The sequence below is a fragment of the Paludibacterium sp. B53371 genome, assembly GCF_018802765.1.
Taxonomy (GTDB): domain Bacteria; phylum Pseudomonadota; class Gammaproteobacteria; order Burkholderiales; family Chromobacteriaceae; genus Paludibacterium.
Window position 1 is genome coordinate 1,034,996 of sequence record NZ_CP069163.1, and the last position, 17,220, is coordinate 1,052,215.

Sequence of the window (17,220 nt, forward strand, 5' to 3'; positions counted from 1 at the left end):
GGTAACTATTGGATAGAGACTCATGGCTTCAACCGATACCCTCACGGCAGGGGTGGGGCCACGCCCGCATGATGCCTTGCCCTGGCTGGCCGCCACGGCTTTTTTCATGCAGATGCTGGACACCACCATTCTCAATACCGCCCTGCCTGCGATTGCCACCGATCTGCAGCGTTCGCCGCTGGAGATGGAGTCGACCGTCATCAGCTATGCGCTGACCGTGGCGCTGCTGATCCCGCTCAGCGGCTGGCTGGCCGATCGTTTCGGCTGCCGGCGCGTGTTCATGGCGGCGGTCGGCCTGTTCTCCCTGGGCTCCCTGCTGTGCGCCCTGTCGGGCTCGCTGCCGATGCTGGTGGCCATGCGCGTGCTGCAGGGGGTGGGGGGCGCCATGATGATGCCGGTCGCCCGTCTGGCCCTGCTGCGCAGTTATCCGCGCAGCCAGTTTCTGGCCGTCATGAGTACCGTGACCATGCCGGGCCTGCTCGGCCCCGTGCTGGGCCCCTTGCTGGGCGGCTGGCTGGTGACCCATGCCAGCTGGCACTGGATTTTCCTGATCAACCTGCCGATCGGCCTAGTCGGTTTGCTGATGGCGCCACGCGTCATGTCCGATCACAAGGCGCCGCACCATCCCTTCGACTGGCCCGGTTTCCTGCTGTTTGCCTTTGCCCTGGTCGGACTCTCCTTTGGCCTGGACCTGATCGGCGCCGCCCATGCCCTGGTGCTGGCCCTGCCGGCCTTGCTGGCCGGCTCCCTGCTGCTGCTGGCCTATGTGCGTCATGCACGCCGGCATGCCGAGCCGCTTTTTGATCTGGCGATGTTCCAGACCCGTGGCTTCCGCATCGGCATCTTCGGCAATATCCTGTGTCGTCTCGGCACCGGTGGCATCACGCTGCTGATCCCGCTGCTGCTGCAGGTCTGCTTCGGCTACGGTGCCGATACTGCCGGCTGGATGCTGGCGCCGGTGGCCCTGGCCGCGATTCTCGCCAAGCCGCTGATCACCCGGGGCCTGCCGCGTATTGGCTATCGCCGCACCCTGATCGTGACCAGTCTGCTGACCGTGCTGAGCATTGCGTCTTTTGCGCTGTTTGCTGCCGACATGCCACTGCCCTGGATGCTGCCATCGCTGGTATTGTTCGGCGGGGTCAGCTCAATGCAGATGACTGCCATGAATACCCTGGCAGTGGCCGACCTGAGTTCGCGTCATACCAGCATGGGTAATACGGTGCTGAGTGTGGCACAACAACTGTCGGTCAGCTTTGGTCTGGCGATTTCGGCCAGTGCGCTGCAGTTGTTTCACCCGGCGCATGTCAGCCAGGGCGCGGCACTGACGCCAGCGTTTCGCGCCACCTTTGTGCTGCTGTCCGGGCTGACCTTGCTTTCGACGCTGATCTTCCTGCGTCTCAAACCACAGGATGGCGCAGCGCATGCGGTGCGCCCTGTGGCAGCCGGCGGTCACTGACGCATGTCAAATGACGATGCCTGAGGTGGTAAAAATGCTGACAGACTTGCCAAGGGCGGGGCGTTCCATGATGTAATGTCGGGCATTCACCAACGGACAGGTCCTGCATGTCGCTGAGTCCCTTTCACGACGATCGCCGGCGGGTCCTGAAACTGGGAACCGTCCTTGTCATGAGTCATCTGTTGTCTGCCTGCTCCACCCCCGCGCAGCCGGGGCGTGCCCCGGCAACGGCACCGGTCGTGCGCCTGATGGCGCTTGGCGGGCCGATGACCGACCGTGCCCGCGTCGAGCGCGGGGTTGCTGCCCTGCAGTCCCTGGGCTTCCAGCTGGATAACCTGCCCGCACTGACACGGCGCGAATCGCGTTTTGCCGGCACGGTCGATGAGCGTGCTGCCGACCTCAATGCCCTGGCCGATCCGTCCCTGCCCATGCCCGATCTGATCATGGCGACGCGCGGCGGTTTTGGCGCCATCCAGTTGCTGGACCGGCTCGACTACGCCCGCCTCGGCCCGCGCCTGCGCGCCGCCGGTACCCTGGTCATGGGTTACAGCGACAATACGGCCGTGCAACTGGCCTTGCTGGCTCGTGCCGGGGTGATCTCGCTGTCCGGACCGGTGTTGTATGCCGATTTCGGTGCCAGCCCGCTGTCGGCCTTCACTCAGCAGTGGCTGCGCGAGGTGTTGACGCATGATCACTACACCCTGCGCATCGATGTTCCTCAGTCCATGGCCAGCGGCCAGCTGGACGGCACCCTGTGGGGCGGCAATCTCTCGACCCTGGTCAGCCTGGTTGGCACGCCCTATCTGCCGCAGCCGCAGGATGGCCTGTTGTTCCTCGAGGATGTCGGCGAAGATGTTTACAAGGTCGACCGCATGCTCGAACAGTTGCGCCTGGCGGGTGTGCTCGGCCGTCAGCGGGCGATTTTGCTGGGGCATTTCAGTGCCCAGCGCAGCGATGGTTTTGATCCGCAGGGCTACAGCATGGCGACGCTGGCCAATCGACTGGCCCGCCAGTTGGGCATCCCGGTGCTCAGCGGCCTGCCGATTGGTCATGTTGCCGACATCGTGCCGATCCCCATCGGTGCCCGGGGCGAACTGCGCATCGATGCCACCGGCTACACCCTCAACGTCAGCGGCTATCCGGCGCTCAAGCGCCTGCCCGCAGCCTGGACCGCCAACGCGGCCACTACTCAGTAAGGAAAGAACCCACACGCCATGGAAACTCGCTGGCTGGAAGATTTCATCGTGCTGGCCGAAAGCGGCAGCTTCACCCGTTCGGCGCAGGCGCGCCATCTGACCCAGCCGGCCTTCTCGCGCCGCATCAAGGCGCTGGAAAGCTGGGTCGGTTGCGATCTGATCGATCGCAGCAGCTATCCGACACGGCTCACGCCGGCCGGCGAAGTGTTCAAGGAACAGGCGGTGGCGATGCTCAATCAGATTCACGCCACCCGTGCGCTGATGCAGGGCATGCGCCCCTTGCCGGAAGACACCATGGAGTTTGCCGTACCGCATACCCTGTCGTTTTCCTTCTTCCCCAAATGGCTGTCGCAGGTACAAGGCGGCTTCGGCGATTTGTCCTGCCGCCTGCAGGCGAGCAATGTGCATGATGCGCTGCTGGCCTTTGTCGAAGGTGGCTGCGACCTGCTGATGTGCTATCACCACCCCAAGCAGCCGGTTGAGCTGTCCGGCGATCGCTATGCCGGGCTGAATCTGGGGATCGAGCATCTGATGCCTTACGCACGACGTGAAGAAGACGGGCAGCCGGCCTTCCGTTTGCCGGGCCAGGCACGGGCACCGCTGCCGTTTCTCGGCTATGCCGCCAATGCCTATTTCCGGTTGATGACGGAACTCATCATGGAGAATGCCCCGGAACCCTGCCATCTGCATCAGCGCTACGAAACGGACATGGCCGAGGGGCTGAAGAACATGGTGCTGGAAGGGCACGGTGTGGCATTTTTGCCGGACAGTACGGTCGAGCGTGAGCTGCAGGCCGGCCAGCTGGCGCTGGCCGCCGATGCCCGCTGGGGCGTGGCGATGGAGATCCGTCTCTATCGAGATCTCAAGCGCAGCCGGCCGGCGCTGGATGCTTTCTGGCAGTACCTGCAGACACAATATCCAGCCGTATAGTACGTTCTCGTATACGAAAAGGGCGCATGGCATAAATGCCATGCGCCTTTGTCATGGCGACAGTCGGATGATCTATGCATTTAATGCATGGACAAATCGATAATCGGGATTGGCCAGTTGCCGGTGACGCGGCTTAGAGTGTTTCCATCAACCCTCGTTGTGGACAAGGAAACAAAAATGAGTACCCGCGTCGAACATGACCTGATTGGCGAACGTGAAGTCCCGGCCGAAGCATACTGGGGTGTGCATACCCTGCGTGCGCTGGAAAACTTCAACATCACCGGCAAGCCGATCTCTGCCTACAGCGACCTGATCATCGCGCTGGCCTCCATCAAGCAGGCGGCCGCCATGGCCAACCGCGATCTCGGTTTGCTGGATGACAAGATCGCCAATGCCATCATCGAAGCCTGCGAACAGATTCGCGCCGGTCGCTGGCATGATCAGTTTGTCGTGGACGTCATCCAGGGTGGGGCCGGTACCTCCACCAACATGAACGCCAACGAAGTGATTGCCAACGTGGCGCTGGAAATTCTTGGCCACAAGAAGGGTGATTACGATTTCCTGCACCCCAACGAGCACGTCAACCTGAGTCAGAGCACCAACGACGTCTATCCGACCTCGCTGCGTCTGGCCAGCTGCTTCGGTGTGGCCCGCCTGATCGCCTCGATGCAGAACCTGCAGAATGCCTTCTCCGACAAGGCCATGGAGTTCAAGGACATCCTGAAGATGGGCCGTACCCAGCTGCAGGACGCCGTGCCGATGACGCTCGGCCAGGAGTTCCAGACCTATGCCGTGATGCTGGGCGAAGACCGCCAGCGTCTGGAAGAAGCCTGCACCCTGATGCATGAAATCAATATGGGCGCGACCGCCATCGGGACCGGCATCAACAGCCACCCGGACTATGCCCGCCTGATCTGCCAGCATCTGGCACGTCTGACCGGCCTGGCGCTGATCACGGCACCGAACCTGATCGAAGCCACTCAGGACTGTGGCGCCTTTGTGCAACTGTCCGGCGTACTCAAGCGCGTGGCAGTCAAGCTGTCCAAGACCTGTAATGACCTGCGTCTGCTGTCCTCCGGCCCGCGTGCCGGCATGGGCGAAATCAACCTGCCGGCCCGTCAGGCGGGTTCGTCGATCATGCCGGGCAAGGTCAATCCGGTGATCCCGGAAGTGGTCAACCAGGTGGCCTTCGAAGTGATCGGCAACGACGTGACCGTCAGCTTTGCCGCAGAAGGTGGCCAGCTGCAGCTCAACGCCTTCGAGCCGGTGATTGCCTACAGCGTGTTCCGCAGCGTCAACCACCTGCGCGCCGCTTGCGACACCCTGACCGAAAACTGCGTGCGCGGCATTACCGCCAATGGCGAATACCTGCGTCGTCTGGTGGAAAACTCCGTGGGTCTGGTGACGGCGCTGAGCCCGTTCATCGGCTACTCGGCAGCCAACGAAGTGGCCGCCGAAGCGCATGCCAAGGGCGGCAGCGTGGCACAAATCGTGCTGGCGCGTGGCCTGATGACCCGCAAGGAACTGGATGCGGTGTTGCAGCCGGAGGCCCTGACCCAGCCGCGTTGGGTCAAGTAATCGGATTCACCCTTGTCCGGCGGTCCTGTCCTGGCGCCGGACACTTCTTCACGGCAGACTCTTGCGGGTCTGCCGTTTTTTTATGTCAGTCTGCCAGCGGCCCGGCAAAGCGGCGATCCACTTCTTGCGACACGATCCCGCGCACAAAGCCCAGCAAGGGGTCGCTGGCCAGCCGGGTATGCCAGACCATTTCGATTTCGATTTGCATCTCAGGGTCCAGAACCGGCACCTGGCAGAGCATCGGGTGGTGTTGTCTGAGCCACGCCGCCATGGTTTGTGGCAGAACGGCGACGGCTGCCAGTGTCTCGAGCAAGACCGGCAGCGCCAGCAGACCCGCGCCATGCACCACCACCCGTCTCGGCAGACCTCGCCTGGTCATGACCTGCTCAATCAGTCCGCTTCCCTCGTCGACATAGGAGGTGTGTACATGGGGCATGGCCACCAGATCGGCAAGACCCACTGTGGGAGGGAGGCTGATGAGTGCCGGGTGATACAGCGCGATAAAGCTGGTTTTGAACAGCGGCAAATGCTGCCACTGACGCCCCGGGCGGGGGAAGTAGCCAAAAGCCGCACTGATGCGGCCTTCCTCCAGCGCTCCCTCTACCTGCGCCGCCGGCATGGCTTCGATCGCCAGATTCAGCTGCGGGGCCTGATGTTGCATGGCTTGCAGCATGCCCGGCAGCAGGATGGCCTCCAGCAGGTCGGGCATGGCCAGCCGTACGGTGCCCTGCGCCTCGCTCGGGTCAAATGCCTGCTGGCTGGCGAACAGCCGTTGTCCCTCGCCCAGCCATGCCGCCAGCGGCTGGCTCAAGGATTGCGCCAATGGTGTCAGGGCCATGCCGCGACCGTGACGATACAAGAGCTCGTCGGCAAACTGTTCGCGCAGGTGCTTGAGGACATGACTGATCGCGGGTTGACCCAGGCAAAGCTGTCGGGCGCTCAGGCTGACGCTGCGCGTTTGCAGCAGGGTATGCAGCACCACCAGCGAGTTCAGATCCAGGCGTCTCAGACGCAGTCCGTTAATATTATCCATTTCGATTTTCAGGATTAAATCTATCGATTTTTAGAATATATATGACGTCACTATACTTGCGCCATTCAATGACGCAAGGATAGGGCAATGCAGGATCAATCAGGCCAGCACAAGCTGCCGCTGTACATGCTGTGCATCATGGCCGTCACGATGGTGGAGTTTTTACAGAACGGCATGCTCAATTTTGCCGCCAGCGATGTCATGGGCGGCATCGGTGCCGGACCGGAGGAGTTCAGCTATGCCGCCATGGCCTATGCCAGTTGTGCCGTGCTGGCGATCAGTCAGCAGCGTCGCCTGCGTCTGGCTTTCGGTCCGCGCCGGCTGATTCGTGGTTCGATGCTGCTGTTTGCGGCCGGGGCGGTGGTATGCGGCATGGCGCATGGTCCGGCTGGTTTTATTCTGGGCCGTGCGGTGCAGGGCATCGCGGCAGCGGCGTTTTTCACCGGTGCACGTGTCGAGGTCAGCCGCCTGGCTGCCGAACAGCGCACGCCGGCGCTGCTGGGTTTTGGTTATGCCTTGTTGGGCGGGTCGGCACTGGGCCCCTTGCTGGGCAGCCTGGCGCTCGGCGCCGGCAGCTGGCGCTGGCTGTGTTTCGGCATCCTGCCCTGGACAGCGGCCGGCTGGCTGGCCAGTGGCCTGTTTGCCGAAACGGAGGCCGGGGATGAGCATGATCGCGAGATGACTTCTCCGCGCCTGTTGTGGCTGGCGGTTGCCATCTTGTTGTTGCAATACCTGATTCAGCAGTTGCCCTATGACTTTTTCAGTCGTCCAGGCTGGTTGCTGGCGCTGCTGGCCGGCGTGCTGCTGGCCAGTCTGATGTGGCTGCGCCGGGTCAGTACGGCCGGTCATGGTGCGCGCTGGCGGCAACTGGGCCAGAAGCGCTATCTGCTCGGGCTGGCGTACTACTTCTTCTGCTACACCATGGTGGCGGCCAACAGTTACATCATGCCCCTGCTGATCCAGCAGGGGCTGGGCTTCAGCGTGCCGACCACCGGACTGTTGCTGTCGGTCAGCTTTCTGGCCGGCATGCTGTTTGCCACTGTGTATGCCTTCCTGCTCCAACGCGGTCTGGTCAAGACGCTGCGTCCGCCCATGGTGCTGGGCATGCTGCTGCTCGGCGCCTATGGCCTGCTGATGAGCGGGCTGAACCAGGACACGGGTCTGGGCCGTCTTGCCGCCATTCTGCTGCTGAACGGGGGCTTCATGTCGGTATTCATTATTGCGGTGGCACAGGGGACCTTCAGTGCGGTGGAAGAGGGCGCATTTGCCCATGCCTACCAGACCAAGAACATGCTGCGCCAGGTGGCGCTCTCCAGTGCCGTCTCGCTCAGTACGGTGTTCATTCAGGGACGCAATGCCCTGCATTTCAGTCGCCTGTCGGAGCGTTTTGCCGATGGCAGCCCCTGGCTGGGCGAGGCCATGGCGCAGATGCGCGTCACGCTGCCACAAGTCGATGCCAGTACGGCCTTCGGTTTGCTGACCAGCGAGTGGTCGCGTCAGACGCTGATGCTCTCCTGTCTTGAGTTCTTCCGCCTGCAGATGTGGCTCGGTCTGGCCATGGCGCTGTTGCTGCTGTGGCAGAGAACCTTCCGCTGATCATGACGATTGCTCGACGTCTGCAAACTGTTTTATTCAGTTTGACTGTTAAACCTTATTGGCCATACTTAAAAACTAATGTCATGGTTTGAGGTTGAACGATGAAAGTCGCTGTCGTCTCGGATATTCATGGCAATCTCTGGGCGCTGGAAGCCGTGATCGCCGACATTGATCGCCAGCAAGTCGATCTGGTGATCAATGCCGGCGATATCCTCTCCGGCCCGCTGGAACCGGCTGCGACCGCCGAGCGCCTGATGGCGCTGGACTGGCGCACTATCCGCGGGAATCACGAACGTCAACTGCTGGCCTGTGCCCGCCAGAAGGGCGGTCAGTCTGATCAGTATGCCTATGAGCAGACCACGGCCCGTCAGCGTGACTGGCTGCACAGCCTGCCGGCGGACCTGACCCTGAGCGAGCCGGGTATCCATGTTTGCCACGGCGCGCCGGGCGATGATCTGGCCTATTTCCTGGAAGAGGTCGATCCGCACGGGGTGCATGCCGCCTGCCACGAGTCCATCGAGCTGCGGGCTGCCGGCATCCCGGCCGGACTGATTCTATGCGGCCACACTCATCATCCCCGGGTACACGCGCTCTATGATGGCCGGCTGGTGGTCAATCCGGGCAGTGTCGGCTTGCCGGCTTACACCGATGATCACCCTTATCCCCACCGCATGGAAAACGGTAGTCCGCATGCGCGCTATGCCATCTGTGAATGGCATGGACAGGGCTGGGACGTCAGTCTGCGCGCCATTGGCTATGACCATCGGGCCGCGGCACGCGCCGCCCGTGCGCATGGCAATGAAGCCTGGGCGCATTGGCTGGAGACCGGCAGTACTCGCCACTGAGTGGATCGCCGTGTCCGGCGGGGCAGGACTCAGCGATTGCCTTGCTGATTGAGACGGCGGATGACCCGGGCCGGGTTGCCTACGGCCAGCGAGTCGGCGGGGATGTCCCGGGTGACGACCGCTCCGGCGCCGATGACGCTGCGCGGTCCGATGCTCACCCCCGGCAGGATGATGGCGCCGCCACCAATCCAGCAGTCATCGCCTATGACCACTTTTTCTGCGGTGGTCAGCCATTCGCGCCTGGACAGGTAATCCAGCGAATGGGTCGCGGTATAGATCTGCACGTTGGGGGCAATCATCACATGGCTGCCGATATGGATTTCACCCAGATCGACCATGGTGACATTCACATTGACGAAGCTGTGTTCGCCGAAACGGATATTGCGGCCGAACTCGCAGGTGAAGGGGGAGAACAGCACACAGGAGGGCGGGAAGGCGGCGAACAGCTCGGCGGCCATGGCCTGGCGTGCCGCCCTGTCGCTGAGCGGAATGGCGTTGAGCCGGGCAAGCTGCGCCTGTCCGCGCTCCCGGTCGCGGTCGATTTCCGGCATGAAGTCGTCCAGGACGCCGCCATTCAGAACATGATCCCATTGACTGGACACGGTGCAATCTCCTTGTGAAATGAGCCGTGCCCGTGGACAAGGCTCAGTGGTCGAGAATAAAGCGGATGGTCGGCCGCATGATGGCCATCAGACCATCGAGATCCATTTTTTCGGCACGGATGGCACGCACCATCAGACCGTCAAACAGGGCGCTGAGCAGTTCGAACTTGCTGTCGATCTCGGTCTCGCTCAGCGGGCGCCGACTTCCCTTGATCAGCATGGCGGCGACGGTATCGCGTACCTGCCGATGTACGGTGTGCACCATGTGAGCCACCTTGGGGTTGCGGGCGGCTTCGGCGATGATTTCGATCTGCAGTGCCGCATAGTCTGGCTGCTGGGTCTCCCGCACCGGTTCTTCCAGGGTGTCGAGAATCTCCTGGAAGACATCCGGACTGTCCAGCAGCCGGGACATGCTGATCAGCCATTCTTCCAGATCTTGCTGGACGATGGCTTCGATAATGGCTTCTTTGTTCTCGAAATAATGATAAATGTGGCCAACGCTCATGCCGGCCTCTTTGGCCAGCTGAGCCATGCTGCAGCCATGAAAACCATACAGCCGGAAACAGCGCGTGGCGGCTTGCAACACCTGGCTGCGTCGCATTTGTGCACGTTGTGGCTCTTGAGAGGGCGTGGTCACCATGAGATTCCTTTGGATGCGGCACCGCTACAAAATCATTCATACTTTGCTGATTGCCGGATTGCTGCATCCTAGCATAGAATGAACGCTCAAACTAGATTGAGTGTTCATTCTACTTCGTTATAAAGTAGTGTGGATTACCCGACGCGCCCGCGCGCTGACTCATCCTCGCGCCAGATTGCGCAGACAACATGATCAAGACAGGTGTCGCATGCAAAAAAAGTCTTCCCTTTATTCTGCTGTCGCGCTGGCATGCCTGATGACCGCCGGGTTGTCGGCCTGCGGGGACGGCAATCATGCCTCCCAGGCCGCGGCCGCATTGCCGACAGTCGGCTTTGTCACGCTGGCGCCCGAGCGGGTGGCGCTGGATAGCGAGCTGCCCGGCCGTACGGCGGCATTCACGCTGGCCGAAGTCCGGCCGCAAGTCAGTGGCGTGGTGCTGAAGCGCCTCTTCACCGAAGGCAGTGATGTCAAGGCCGGCCAGGCCTTGTATCAGATCGATCCGGCGACCTATCGCGCCAGCTACGACAGTGCCGTGGCCAATCTGGCCACCCTCAAGAGCAAGGCCGAGCGTTATCGCCAGCTGATCGGCATTAATGCCGTCAGTCAGCAGGACTATGACGACGCTGAAGCGGCCTACAAGCAGGCCCAGGCTGCCGTCGATACGGCGCGCATCAATCTGGGCTACACCCATGTGCTGGCGCCAGTGTCCGGTCGCATCGGCAAATCGAATGTGACGCAGGGGGCGCTGGTCACGGCGGATCAGGCGACCGCCCTCACCACCATTCAGGCCCTCGATCCGATCTATGTTGACGTCACCCGCTCCAGTGGCGAGCTGCTGCAGCTCAAGCAACAGCTGGCCAGCGGCTCGATCAAGAGCGCCGGTGCCGACGCGGCTCGCGTACGCCTGACGCTGGAAGACGGCAGCACGTATCCGCTGGAAGGCAAGCTGCAGTTCACCGATGTCACTGTCGATCCGAGTACCGGTTCCGTCACGCTGCGTGCCCAGTTCCCCAATCCGAAGCATGCCCTGCTGCCGGGGATGTTCGTCCGTGCCCGCCTGGTAGAGGGGGTCAACGAAAAAGCCATTCTCGTTGCTCAGGACCTGATTAGCCATAACGAGAAAGGTCAGGCCGTTGCCATGGTCGTCGGCGCCGGGGACAAGGTGGAAGCCCGCGTGGTGGAAACGCCGCGCGCCGTCGGCAATCGTTGGCTGGTCAGCCAGGGCCTGAAGCCGGGTGATCGACTGATTGTCGATGGCCTGCAGTACATCCGTCCGGGCATGCCCGTGAAGCCGTCGCCGGCACAGGGCGCCGGAACGGGAGAATAAGCCATGGCAAGGTTCTTTATTGATCGCCCGATTTTTGCCTGGGTGATCGCCATTATCATCATGCTGGCCGGCATGCTGGCGATTACCGGGCTGCCGGTGTCGCAGTATCCGAACATCGCGCCGCCTCAGGTCTCGATTCAGGCTTCCTACCCGGGTGCCTCGGCCAGTACCATCGAAAACACGGTCACTCAGGTGATCGAGCAGAACATGAAGGGGCTGGATGGTCTGCTGTACATGTCTTCCACCAGTGACTCCTCCGGTGGCGTCAGCATCAACCTGACCTTCAGCGCCGGCACCAACCCGGATATCGCCCAGGTGCAGGTGCAGAACAAGTTGTCGCTGGCCACGCCGCGCCTGCCTCAGGTCGTGCAGCAGCAGGGCATCACCGTCAACAAGGCCAACGCCAGCTTCCTGATGGTGCTGGGCTTTGTGTCGGAAGATGGTTCGATGAACGCCACCGACCTGTCCGACTACGTCTCGACCAATCTGCTGGATCCGATCAGTCGTGTGCCGGGGGTGGGGAGTGTGCAGTTGTTTGGTGCGCCCTATGCCATGCGCGTCTGGCTGGACCCCAACAAGCTCTATACCTACAAGCTGAATCCGGCGGATGTCACGGCGGCCATTCAGGCGCAGAACGCCGAGGTCTCTGCCGGCCAACTGGGCGGCACGCCTTCTGTCAAGGGGCAGAAGCTCAATGTGACCGTGACCTCGCAGACCCTGCTGCATACGCCGCAGCAGTTCGGCAACATTCTGCTGCGTACCAGCTCGGATGGCGCCGCGGTCCGGCTGCGTGACGTGGCGCGCATTGAACTCGGCGCGGAAAGCTACGACTACGCCACGCGCTTCAACGGCAAGCCGGCGACCGGTATCGCCATTACCCTGGCGACGGGGGCCAATGCCCTGGCAACGGCCAAGGGCGTGGAAGCCCGTGTGGCCGAACTGGCCAAGTTTTATCCGAATGGTATGAAGACGGTTTATCCGTTCGATACCACGCCGTTCGTCAAGATCTCCATCCGCGAGGTGATCAAGACCCTGGCCGAGGCCATCGTGCTGGTGTTCCTGGTGATGTATCTGTTCCTGCAGAACTTCCGCGCGACCCTGATTCCGACCATTGCCGTGCCGGTGGTGCTGCTGGGGACCTTCGGCGTGCTGGCGGTGGCGGGCTTCTCGATCAACACCCTGACCATGTTCGGTATGGTGCTGGCCATCGGTCTGCTGGTCGATGACGCCATCGTGGTGGTGGAGAACGTCGAGCGGGTGATGAGCGAGGAAGGCCTGTCTCCGAAAGAGGCCACCAAGAAGTCCATGGGGCAAATTACCAGCGCCCTGGTCGGCATCGGTCTGGTGCTGTCCGCCGTGTTCGTGCCGATGGCCTTCTTCGGCGGTTCGACGGGCGTGATTTACCGGCAGTTCTCCATCACCATCGTCTCGGCCATGGCGCTGTCGGTGCTGGTGGCCCTGATCCTGACGCCGGCCTTGTGCGCGACGCTGCTCAAGCCGGTGGAAAAGGATCACGAGAAGCATCACACCGGCTTCTTTGGCTGGTTCAATCGCATGTTCGACCGCAATACCGCCCGCTATCAGAGTCTGGTGGGGCGCGTGCTGGCGCGCTCCACGCGCTACTCGCTGATCTATCTGGCCATTGTCGGCGTGATGGCCTTGCTGTTTGTCCGTTTGCCGACCTCCTTCCTGCCGGAAGAGGATCAGGGTGTGTTGTTCTCCATGGTCACGCTGCCACCGGGGTCGACGCAGGAAAGCACCATCAATGTCCTGAAGAAGGTGGAAAAGCATTTCCTGGTGGATGAGAAAGATAACGTCAACTCGATCTTCACCGTCGCCGGTTTCAGTTTTGGCGGTAATGGCCAAAACACAGGTATTGCCTTCATCAGTCTCAAGGACTGGGATCAGCGCAAGGCGGCCAGCCAGAAAGTGGACGCGATTGCCGGTCGTGCCATGGGCGCCTTCTCGCAGATCCGCGAAGCCATGGTGTTTGCCTTTGCTCCGCCGGCGGTGATGGATCTGGGCAATGCCACCGGCTTTGACTTCCAGCTGCAGGATCAGGGCGGGCTGGGGCATGCCAAGCTGATGGCGGCGCGCAATCAGTTGCTGATGATGGCCGCCAAGGAGCCGGGCCTGGTCGCCGTACGTCCCAACGGTATGGACGACACGCCGCAGTACAAGCTGGATGTCGACAAGACGCTGGCCGGTGCCCAGGGCCTGTCGATGGATAGCGTCAACAGCGTGCTGGCAACCGCCTGGGGTAGTGCCTATGTCAATGACTTCCTCGACAAGGGCCGGACCAAGAAAGTGTATGTGCAGGCTGATGCGCCTTTCCGCATGCAGCCGGATGATCTGAAACGCTGGTATGTCAAGAACAGCAGTGGCGACATGGTGCCGTTCTCTGCCTTCTCGCGTGCTTACTGGACCTACGCCTCGCCACGTCTGGAGCGCTACAACGGGGTGCCTTCGGTCGAGATCATGGGGCAGCCTGCACCGGGGCTGAGCTCTGGTGTGGCGATGCAGACCATGGAGAAACTGGCGGCCAAGCTGCCAGCCGGTATCGGCTACTCCTGGACCGGTCTGTCGTATCAGGAGCGTCTGGCCGGATCGCAGGCCATGTCACTGTATGCCCTGTCGATGCTGGTGGTGTTCCTGTGTCTGGCCGCCCTCTACGAGAGCTGGTCGGTACCGTTCTCGGTGATGCTGGTGGTGCCGCTCGGGGTCGTCGGCGCGCTGCTGGCGACCTGGCTGCGCGGATTGTCCAATGACGTTTACTTCCAGGTGGGGCTGCTGACCACCATCGGTCTGGCCACCAAGAACGCGATTCTGATTGTCGAATTCGCCAAGTCCTTGCAGGAGCAGGGCCGTGATCTGATCGAGGCGACGCTGGAGGCGGCTCGCCTGCGTCTGCGGCCGATTCTGATGACCTCGCTGGCCTTCGGTCTGGGGGTGCTGCCGCTGGCCATCTCCAATGGCGCCGGTTCCGGCAGTCAGCACGCCATCGGTACCGGGGTGCTGGGCGGCATGCTGGCCTCGACGATCCTGGGGATTTTCCTGATCCCACTGTTCTTTGTGCAGATTCGCCGTTATTTCAGCCGCCACAGCCAGGCGACGGTCACCACCGTCAAGGAGGAAAACCCATGAAGTTGCGATCCCTGAGTGTGGCGCTGAGCCTGGCGCTGCTGACCGGGTGCAGCTCGCTGCTGGCGCCCGATTACCAGCGCCCTGAAGCACCGGTACCGGCCAGTCTGCCGGATTATGGCCAGACCACGACTGCCCAGCGCGTCGACCTCGACTGGCAGACGTTCATCCAGGATGAGCGCTTGCGCAAGGTGGTGGCCCAGGCGCTGGCCAATAACCGCGACCTGCGCATTGCCGCGCTGAATATCGACAAGGCGCGTGCCCAGTACGGCATCACCCGCGCCAACCTGCTGCCCGCCGTCAGTGCCACGGCCGCCGGCTCGCACAGCCAGACTGCCCAGGATCTGACCGGTAGCGGCAGTCCGCGCATTACGCACAGCTACAATGCCGGCGTAGGCTTTAGTGCCTGGGAAATCGACCTGTTCGGCAAGTTGCAGAACCAGACCGATGCTGCCCGGGAAACCGTGCTGCAAAGCGTGGAAACCCGCAACGCCACTCAGCTGAGCCTGATTGCCGAGGTGGTCAATGGCTGGCTGAGCATGGCGGCAGACCAGGACCGGCTCAAGCTGGCCGAAGAGACGCTGCGCAGCCGCCGGCAATCGCTGGATCTGATCCAGCGACGTTTTGCGCTGGGGATTGGCTCGCAGCTGGATGTCAGTCAGGCGCAGGGGCTGATGGAGAGTGCCCGTGTCGATGCGGCCAGTTATCGCAGCCAGCTGGAGCAGGACCGCAATGCCCTGACCCTGCTGGTTGGCGCCCCGCTGGATGAGGCGACCCTGCCGCCCGCCGGACGCTTTGACGGTCCGCCCCTGCTGGCCGAGCTGCCTTCCGGTCTGTCTTCCGGCGTGCTGCTGTCGCGTCCCGATTTGCGGGCCGACGAGCATGCCCTGAAGGCGGCCAATGCCAATATTGGCGCGGCCCGGGCGGCATTCTTCCCCAGCATCACGCTGACGGCCAGTGCCGGTAGTGCCAGCAATGACATGAGCCGGCTGTTCGAAGGGGGCAATGGCACCTGGAGTTTCCTGCCGCAGCTCAACCTGCCGATCTTCAATGCCGGTGCGCTCAGCGCTTCGCTGGATGTCGCCAAGGTCTCGCGCGACATCAATGTGGCGCAGTACCAGAAAGACATCCAGACCGCCTTCCGCGAGGCGGCGGATGCGCTGGCGGTGAGAGCCAGCATGGCGGAGCAGCTGGCGGCGCAACAGCGCTATACCGACAGCGCGGTCCAGACTGCCCGTCTGACCGATGCCCGCTATCGGGCCGGGATCGACGGTTCGCTCAACCAGCTGGATGCCCAGCGCTCCCTGTATGCCGCACAGCAGCAACTGATCGGGGTCAAGCTGGCGCGCGAAAGCAATCGCATCACCTTGTACAAGGTCCTTGGTGGCGGGGCCAACCCCTCACCAAATTGAGGACGGAGCAATGAAAAAAGCCGGACTGGTCTTTCTCCAGTCCGGCTTTTTGCTGCCTGTCTTCAGCTGTTGGCCTTGAGTCCCTGCGGCTCAATCCGGCGGGCCGAGCTGCTCAGTCCCAGGCCGATCAGCATGCCCATGACCGCCAGCGCTTCGACATAGTGGGCCGGTGCCAGCGGATCGCTCTTGAGCATGACGGCCACTGCCATCGGTGTCAGACCGCCGAAAATCGCATACGCCAGGTTATAGGACAGCGACAGACCGCTGAACCGGACCGATGCCGGAAAGGCCTTGACCATGATGCAGGGGACGGTGGCGATGACGCCGACCGTCAAACCCAGGACCGCATAGCCCGGAAACAGCAACGCGGGATTAGCGGCAATCTGGCTGTAGAAGCCGTAGCAGGCGACCAGCAGCAGCGCGGAGCCGGCCAGCAGCGTCGGGCCATTGCCGAAGCGGTCGGTCAGGCTGCCGGCCAGCACGCAGCCGATCGACAGGCAGACGACGGCCAGGCTATTGGCCAGCAGGGCCTTCTCGGCGCCAATTTCCGGGATTTTGCCCAGCAGGGAAGGCGTCATCAGAATCACCACCACGATGCCGCCGGTCAGCAGCCAGGTGGCCAGCATCGACAGCAGCATGGCACCGCGATGCGAGGCCAGCACCCGCTTCATCGGCCATTCGGCCAACAGGGCGCGCTGTTCTGCCAGTTCCTTGAAGATCGGGGTTTCGTGCAGGTAGCCGCGCAGCCACACTGCACACAGACCGAAGACCCCGCCCAGCAGGAAGGGAATGCGCCAGGCGTGGTCGACCAGCTCGGCCGGCGTGAAGCGCGCATGCATGACCGTGGCGACCAGGGAGCCGAGCAGGATGCCCAGCGTCAGACCGGCCGTCAGCGTGCCGCAGGCAAAGCCGACCCGACGACCCGGCACATGTTCAGAGACAAACACCCAGGCGCCCGGGATTTCGCCGCCGATGGCCGCGCCTTGCAGAACGCGCAGCAACAGCAGCAGCAAGGGGGCCCAGATGCCGATGCTGGCATAGCTGGGCAACAGACCCATCAGGAAGGTCGGCAGGGCCATCAGCAGGATGCTCAGCGTGAACATGCGCTTGCGCCCCTGCAGGTCGCCGAAGTGGGCCATCACGATGCCGCCGAGCGGACGTGCCAGGTAACCGGCAGCAAAAATGCCGTATGTCTGCAGTTGTACCAGCCAGTCCGGGCTGTGCGGCGGGAAGAACACTTGCCCCATGATGGCGGCGAAAAACACATAGATGACGAAATCGTAGAACTCCAGCGTGCCGCCGAGGGCAGCCAGTGCCAGGGTGCGATAGTCGCTGCGATTAAGTGGTCGGGTATGGTCGAAAGGCATTGTTGTTTGTCCCATGATCATTATTGTTCGGCGTCCTGCGCCGTATCAGATCAGGATAACCGAATGCCATATGAGTAGGAAATGCCTTTTTTCTGAA

At 62.2% G+C, this 17,220-nt stretch carries 13 protein-coding genes; 9 read left to right on the plus strand and 4 right to left on the minus strand.

The features are described from left to right. The first annotated feature begins 22 nt into the window (after positions 1-22). The 4 genes from JNO51_RS04950 (at position 23) to aspA (ending at position 5,160) form a co-directional block, all read left to right on the plus strand. Positions 23-1,456 (plus strand): DHA2 family efflux MFS transporter permease subunit, encoded by a 1,434-nt coding sequence (locus tag JNO51_RS04950; protein ID WP_215781912.1) that lies wholly within the window; start codon positions 23-25, stop codon positions 1,454-1,456. Between the two features lie 170 nt (positions 1,457-1,626). Next, positions 1,627-2,652, plus strand: coding sequence for an LD-carboxypeptidase (locus tag JNO51_RS04955; RefSeq protein ID WP_215781913.1), 1,026 nt, complete (start codon positions 1,627-1,629; stop codon positions 2,650-2,652). Positions 2,653-2,670: 18 nt separating this feature from the next. Next, positions 2,671-3,582, plus strand: a complete 912-nt coding sequence (locus JNO51_RS04960; RefSeq protein ID WP_215781914.1) for a LysR family transcriptional regulator — start codon at positions 2,671-2,673, stop codon at positions 3,580-3,582. A 177-nt stretch (positions 3,583-3,759) separates the two neighbouring features. After that, a complete protein-coding gene (gene aspA, locus JNO51_RS04965) occupies positions 3,760-5,160 on the plus strand; it encodes an aspartate ammonia-lyase (RefSeq protein ID WP_215781915.1) in 1,401 nt (466 codons plus the stop codon). Between the two features lie 85 nt (positions 5,161-5,245). On the opposite strand, the gene JNO51_RS04970 is transcribed toward aspA, so the two are convergent. Continuing rightward, on the minus strand, positions 5,246-6,193 hold the full coding sequence (locus tag JNO51_RS04970; protein WP_215781916.1) for a LysR family transcriptional regulator: 948 nt from the start codon (positions 6,191-6,193) through the stop codon (positions 5,246-5,248). 87 nt (positions 6,194-6,280) lie between these two features. Between JNO51_RS04970 and JNO51_RS04975 the strand changes: the two genes are divergently transcribed. Both JNO51_RS04975 and JNO51_RS04980 read left to right on the plus strand, forming a co-directional pair. Continuing rightward, positions 6,281-7,789, plus strand: a complete 1,509-nt coding sequence (locus tag JNO51_RS04975) for an MFS transporter (protein WP_215781917.1) — start codon at positions 6,281-6,283, stop codon at positions 7,787-7,789. Positions 7,790-7,890: 101 nt separating this feature from the next. Then, positions 7,891-8,634 (plus strand): metallophosphoesterase, encoded by a 744-nt coding sequence (locus JNO51_RS04980; protein WP_215781918.1) that lies wholly within the window; start codon positions 7,891-7,893, stop codon positions 8,632-8,634. Positions 8,635-8,663: 29 nt separating this feature from the next. Here the strand turns inward: JNO51_RS04980 and JNO51_RS04985 are convergent, their stop codons facing one another. Next, the gene (locus JNO51_RS04985; protein WP_215781919.1) at positions 8,664-9,236 is read right to left on the minus strand and encodes a sugar O-acetyltransferase; all 573 of its coding nucleotides are present in this window, start codon (positions 9,234-9,236) and stop codon (positions 8,664-8,666) included. Positions 9,237-9,279: 43 nt separating this feature from the next. Next, entirely contained in the window at positions 9,280-9,876 is a 597-nt protein-coding gene (locus JNO51_RS04990; RefSeq protein WP_215781920.1) for a TetR/AcrR family transcriptional regulator, read from the minus strand. 208 nt (positions 9,877-10,084) lie between these two features. Between JNO51_RS04990 and JNO51_RS04995 the strand changes: the two genes are divergently transcribed. Genes JNO51_RS04995 through JNO51_RS05005 form a run of 3 tightly spaced genes read left to right on the plus strand, consistent with a single transcriptional unit; the run spans position 10,085 to position 15,756 of the window. Continuing rightward, complete coding sequence (locus tag JNO51_RS04995; RefSeq protein WP_215781921.1) at positions 10,085-11,203, plus strand: efflux RND transporter periplasmic adaptor subunit; 1,119 nt, start codon at positions 10,085-10,087, stop codon at positions 11,201-11,203. A gap of 3 nt (positions 11,204-11,206) precedes the next feature. Then, positions 11,207-14,347, plus strand: coding sequence for an efflux RND transporter permease subunit (locus JNO51_RS05000; RefSeq protein ID WP_215781922.1), 3,141 nt, complete (start codon positions 11,207-11,209; stop codon positions 14,345-14,347). Beyond that, positions 14,344-15,756: an efflux transporter outer membrane subunit gene (locus JNO51_RS05005; RefSeq protein ID WP_215781923.1), complete on the plus strand. Its 1,413-nt coding sequence runs from the start codon at positions 14,344-14,346 to the stop codon at positions 15,754-15,756. Before JNO51_RS05000 ends, JNO51_RS05005 begins: the two co-directional genes overlap by 4 nt. Before the next feature lie 62 nt (positions 15,757-15,818). On the opposite strand, the gene JNO51_RS05010 is transcribed toward JNO51_RS05005, so the two are convergent. Next, complete coding sequence (locus JNO51_RS05010) at positions 15,819-17,123, minus strand: MFS transporter (protein ID WP_215781924.1); 1,305 nt, start codon at positions 17,121-17,123, stop codon at positions 15,819-15,821. Positions 17,124-17,220: the final 97 nt, after the last annotated feature.

What these genes read in the sequence shown, in the direction of transcription:
- JNO51_RS04975 (WP_215781917.1), top strand. Translation starts at nt 6,281, where the DNA reads ATGCAGGATCAATCAGGCCAGCACAAGCTGCCGCTGTACATGCTGTGC.
- JNO51_RS05010 (WP_215781924.1), bottom strand. Translation starts at nt 17,123, where the DNA reads ATGCCTTTCGACCATACCCGACCACTTAATCGCAGCGACTATCGCACC.
- JNO51_RS04950 (WP_215781912.1), top strand. Translation starts at nt 23, where the DNA reads ATGGCTTCAACCGATACCCTCACGGCAGGGGTGGGGCCACGCCCGCAT.
- aspA (WP_215781915.1), top strand. Translation starts at nt 3,760, where the DNA reads ATGAGTACCCGCGTCGAACATGACCTGATTGGCGAACGTGAAGTCCCG.
- JNO51_RS04980 (WP_215781918.1), top strand. Translation starts at nt 7,891, where the DNA reads ATGAAAGTCGCTGTCGTCTCGGATATTCATGGCAATCTCTGGGCGCTG.
- JNO51_RS04990 (WP_215781920.1), bottom strand. Translation starts at nt 9,876, where the DNA reads ATGGTGACCACGCCCTCTCAAGAGCCACAACGTGCACAAATGCGACGC.
- JNO51_RS05000 (WP_215781922.1), top strand. Translation starts at nt 11,207, where the DNA reads ATGGCAAGGTTCTTTATTGATCGCCCGATTTTTGCCTGGGTGATCGCC.
- JNO51_RS05005 (WP_215781923.1), top strand. Translation starts at nt 14,344, where the DNA reads ATGAAGTTGCGATCCCTGAGTGTGGCGCTGAGCCTGGCGCTGCTGACC.
- JNO51_RS04960 (WP_215781914.1), top strand. Translation starts at nt 2,671, where the DNA reads ATGGAAACTCGCTGGCTGGAAGATTTCATCGTGCTGGCCGAAAGCGGC.
- JNO51_RS04970 (WP_215781916.1), bottom strand. Translation starts at nt 6,193, where the DNA reads ATGGATAATATTAACGGACTGCGTCTGAGACGCCTGGATCTGAACTCG.
- JNO51_RS04955 (WP_215781913.1), top strand. Translation starts at nt 1,627, where the DNA reads ATGAGTCATCTGTTGTCTGCCTGCTCCACCCCCGCGCAGCCGGGGCGT.
- JNO51_RS04995 (WP_215781921.1), top strand. Translation starts at nt 10,085, where the DNA reads ATGCAAAAAAAGTCTTCCCTTTATTCTGCTGTCGCGCTGGCATGCCTG.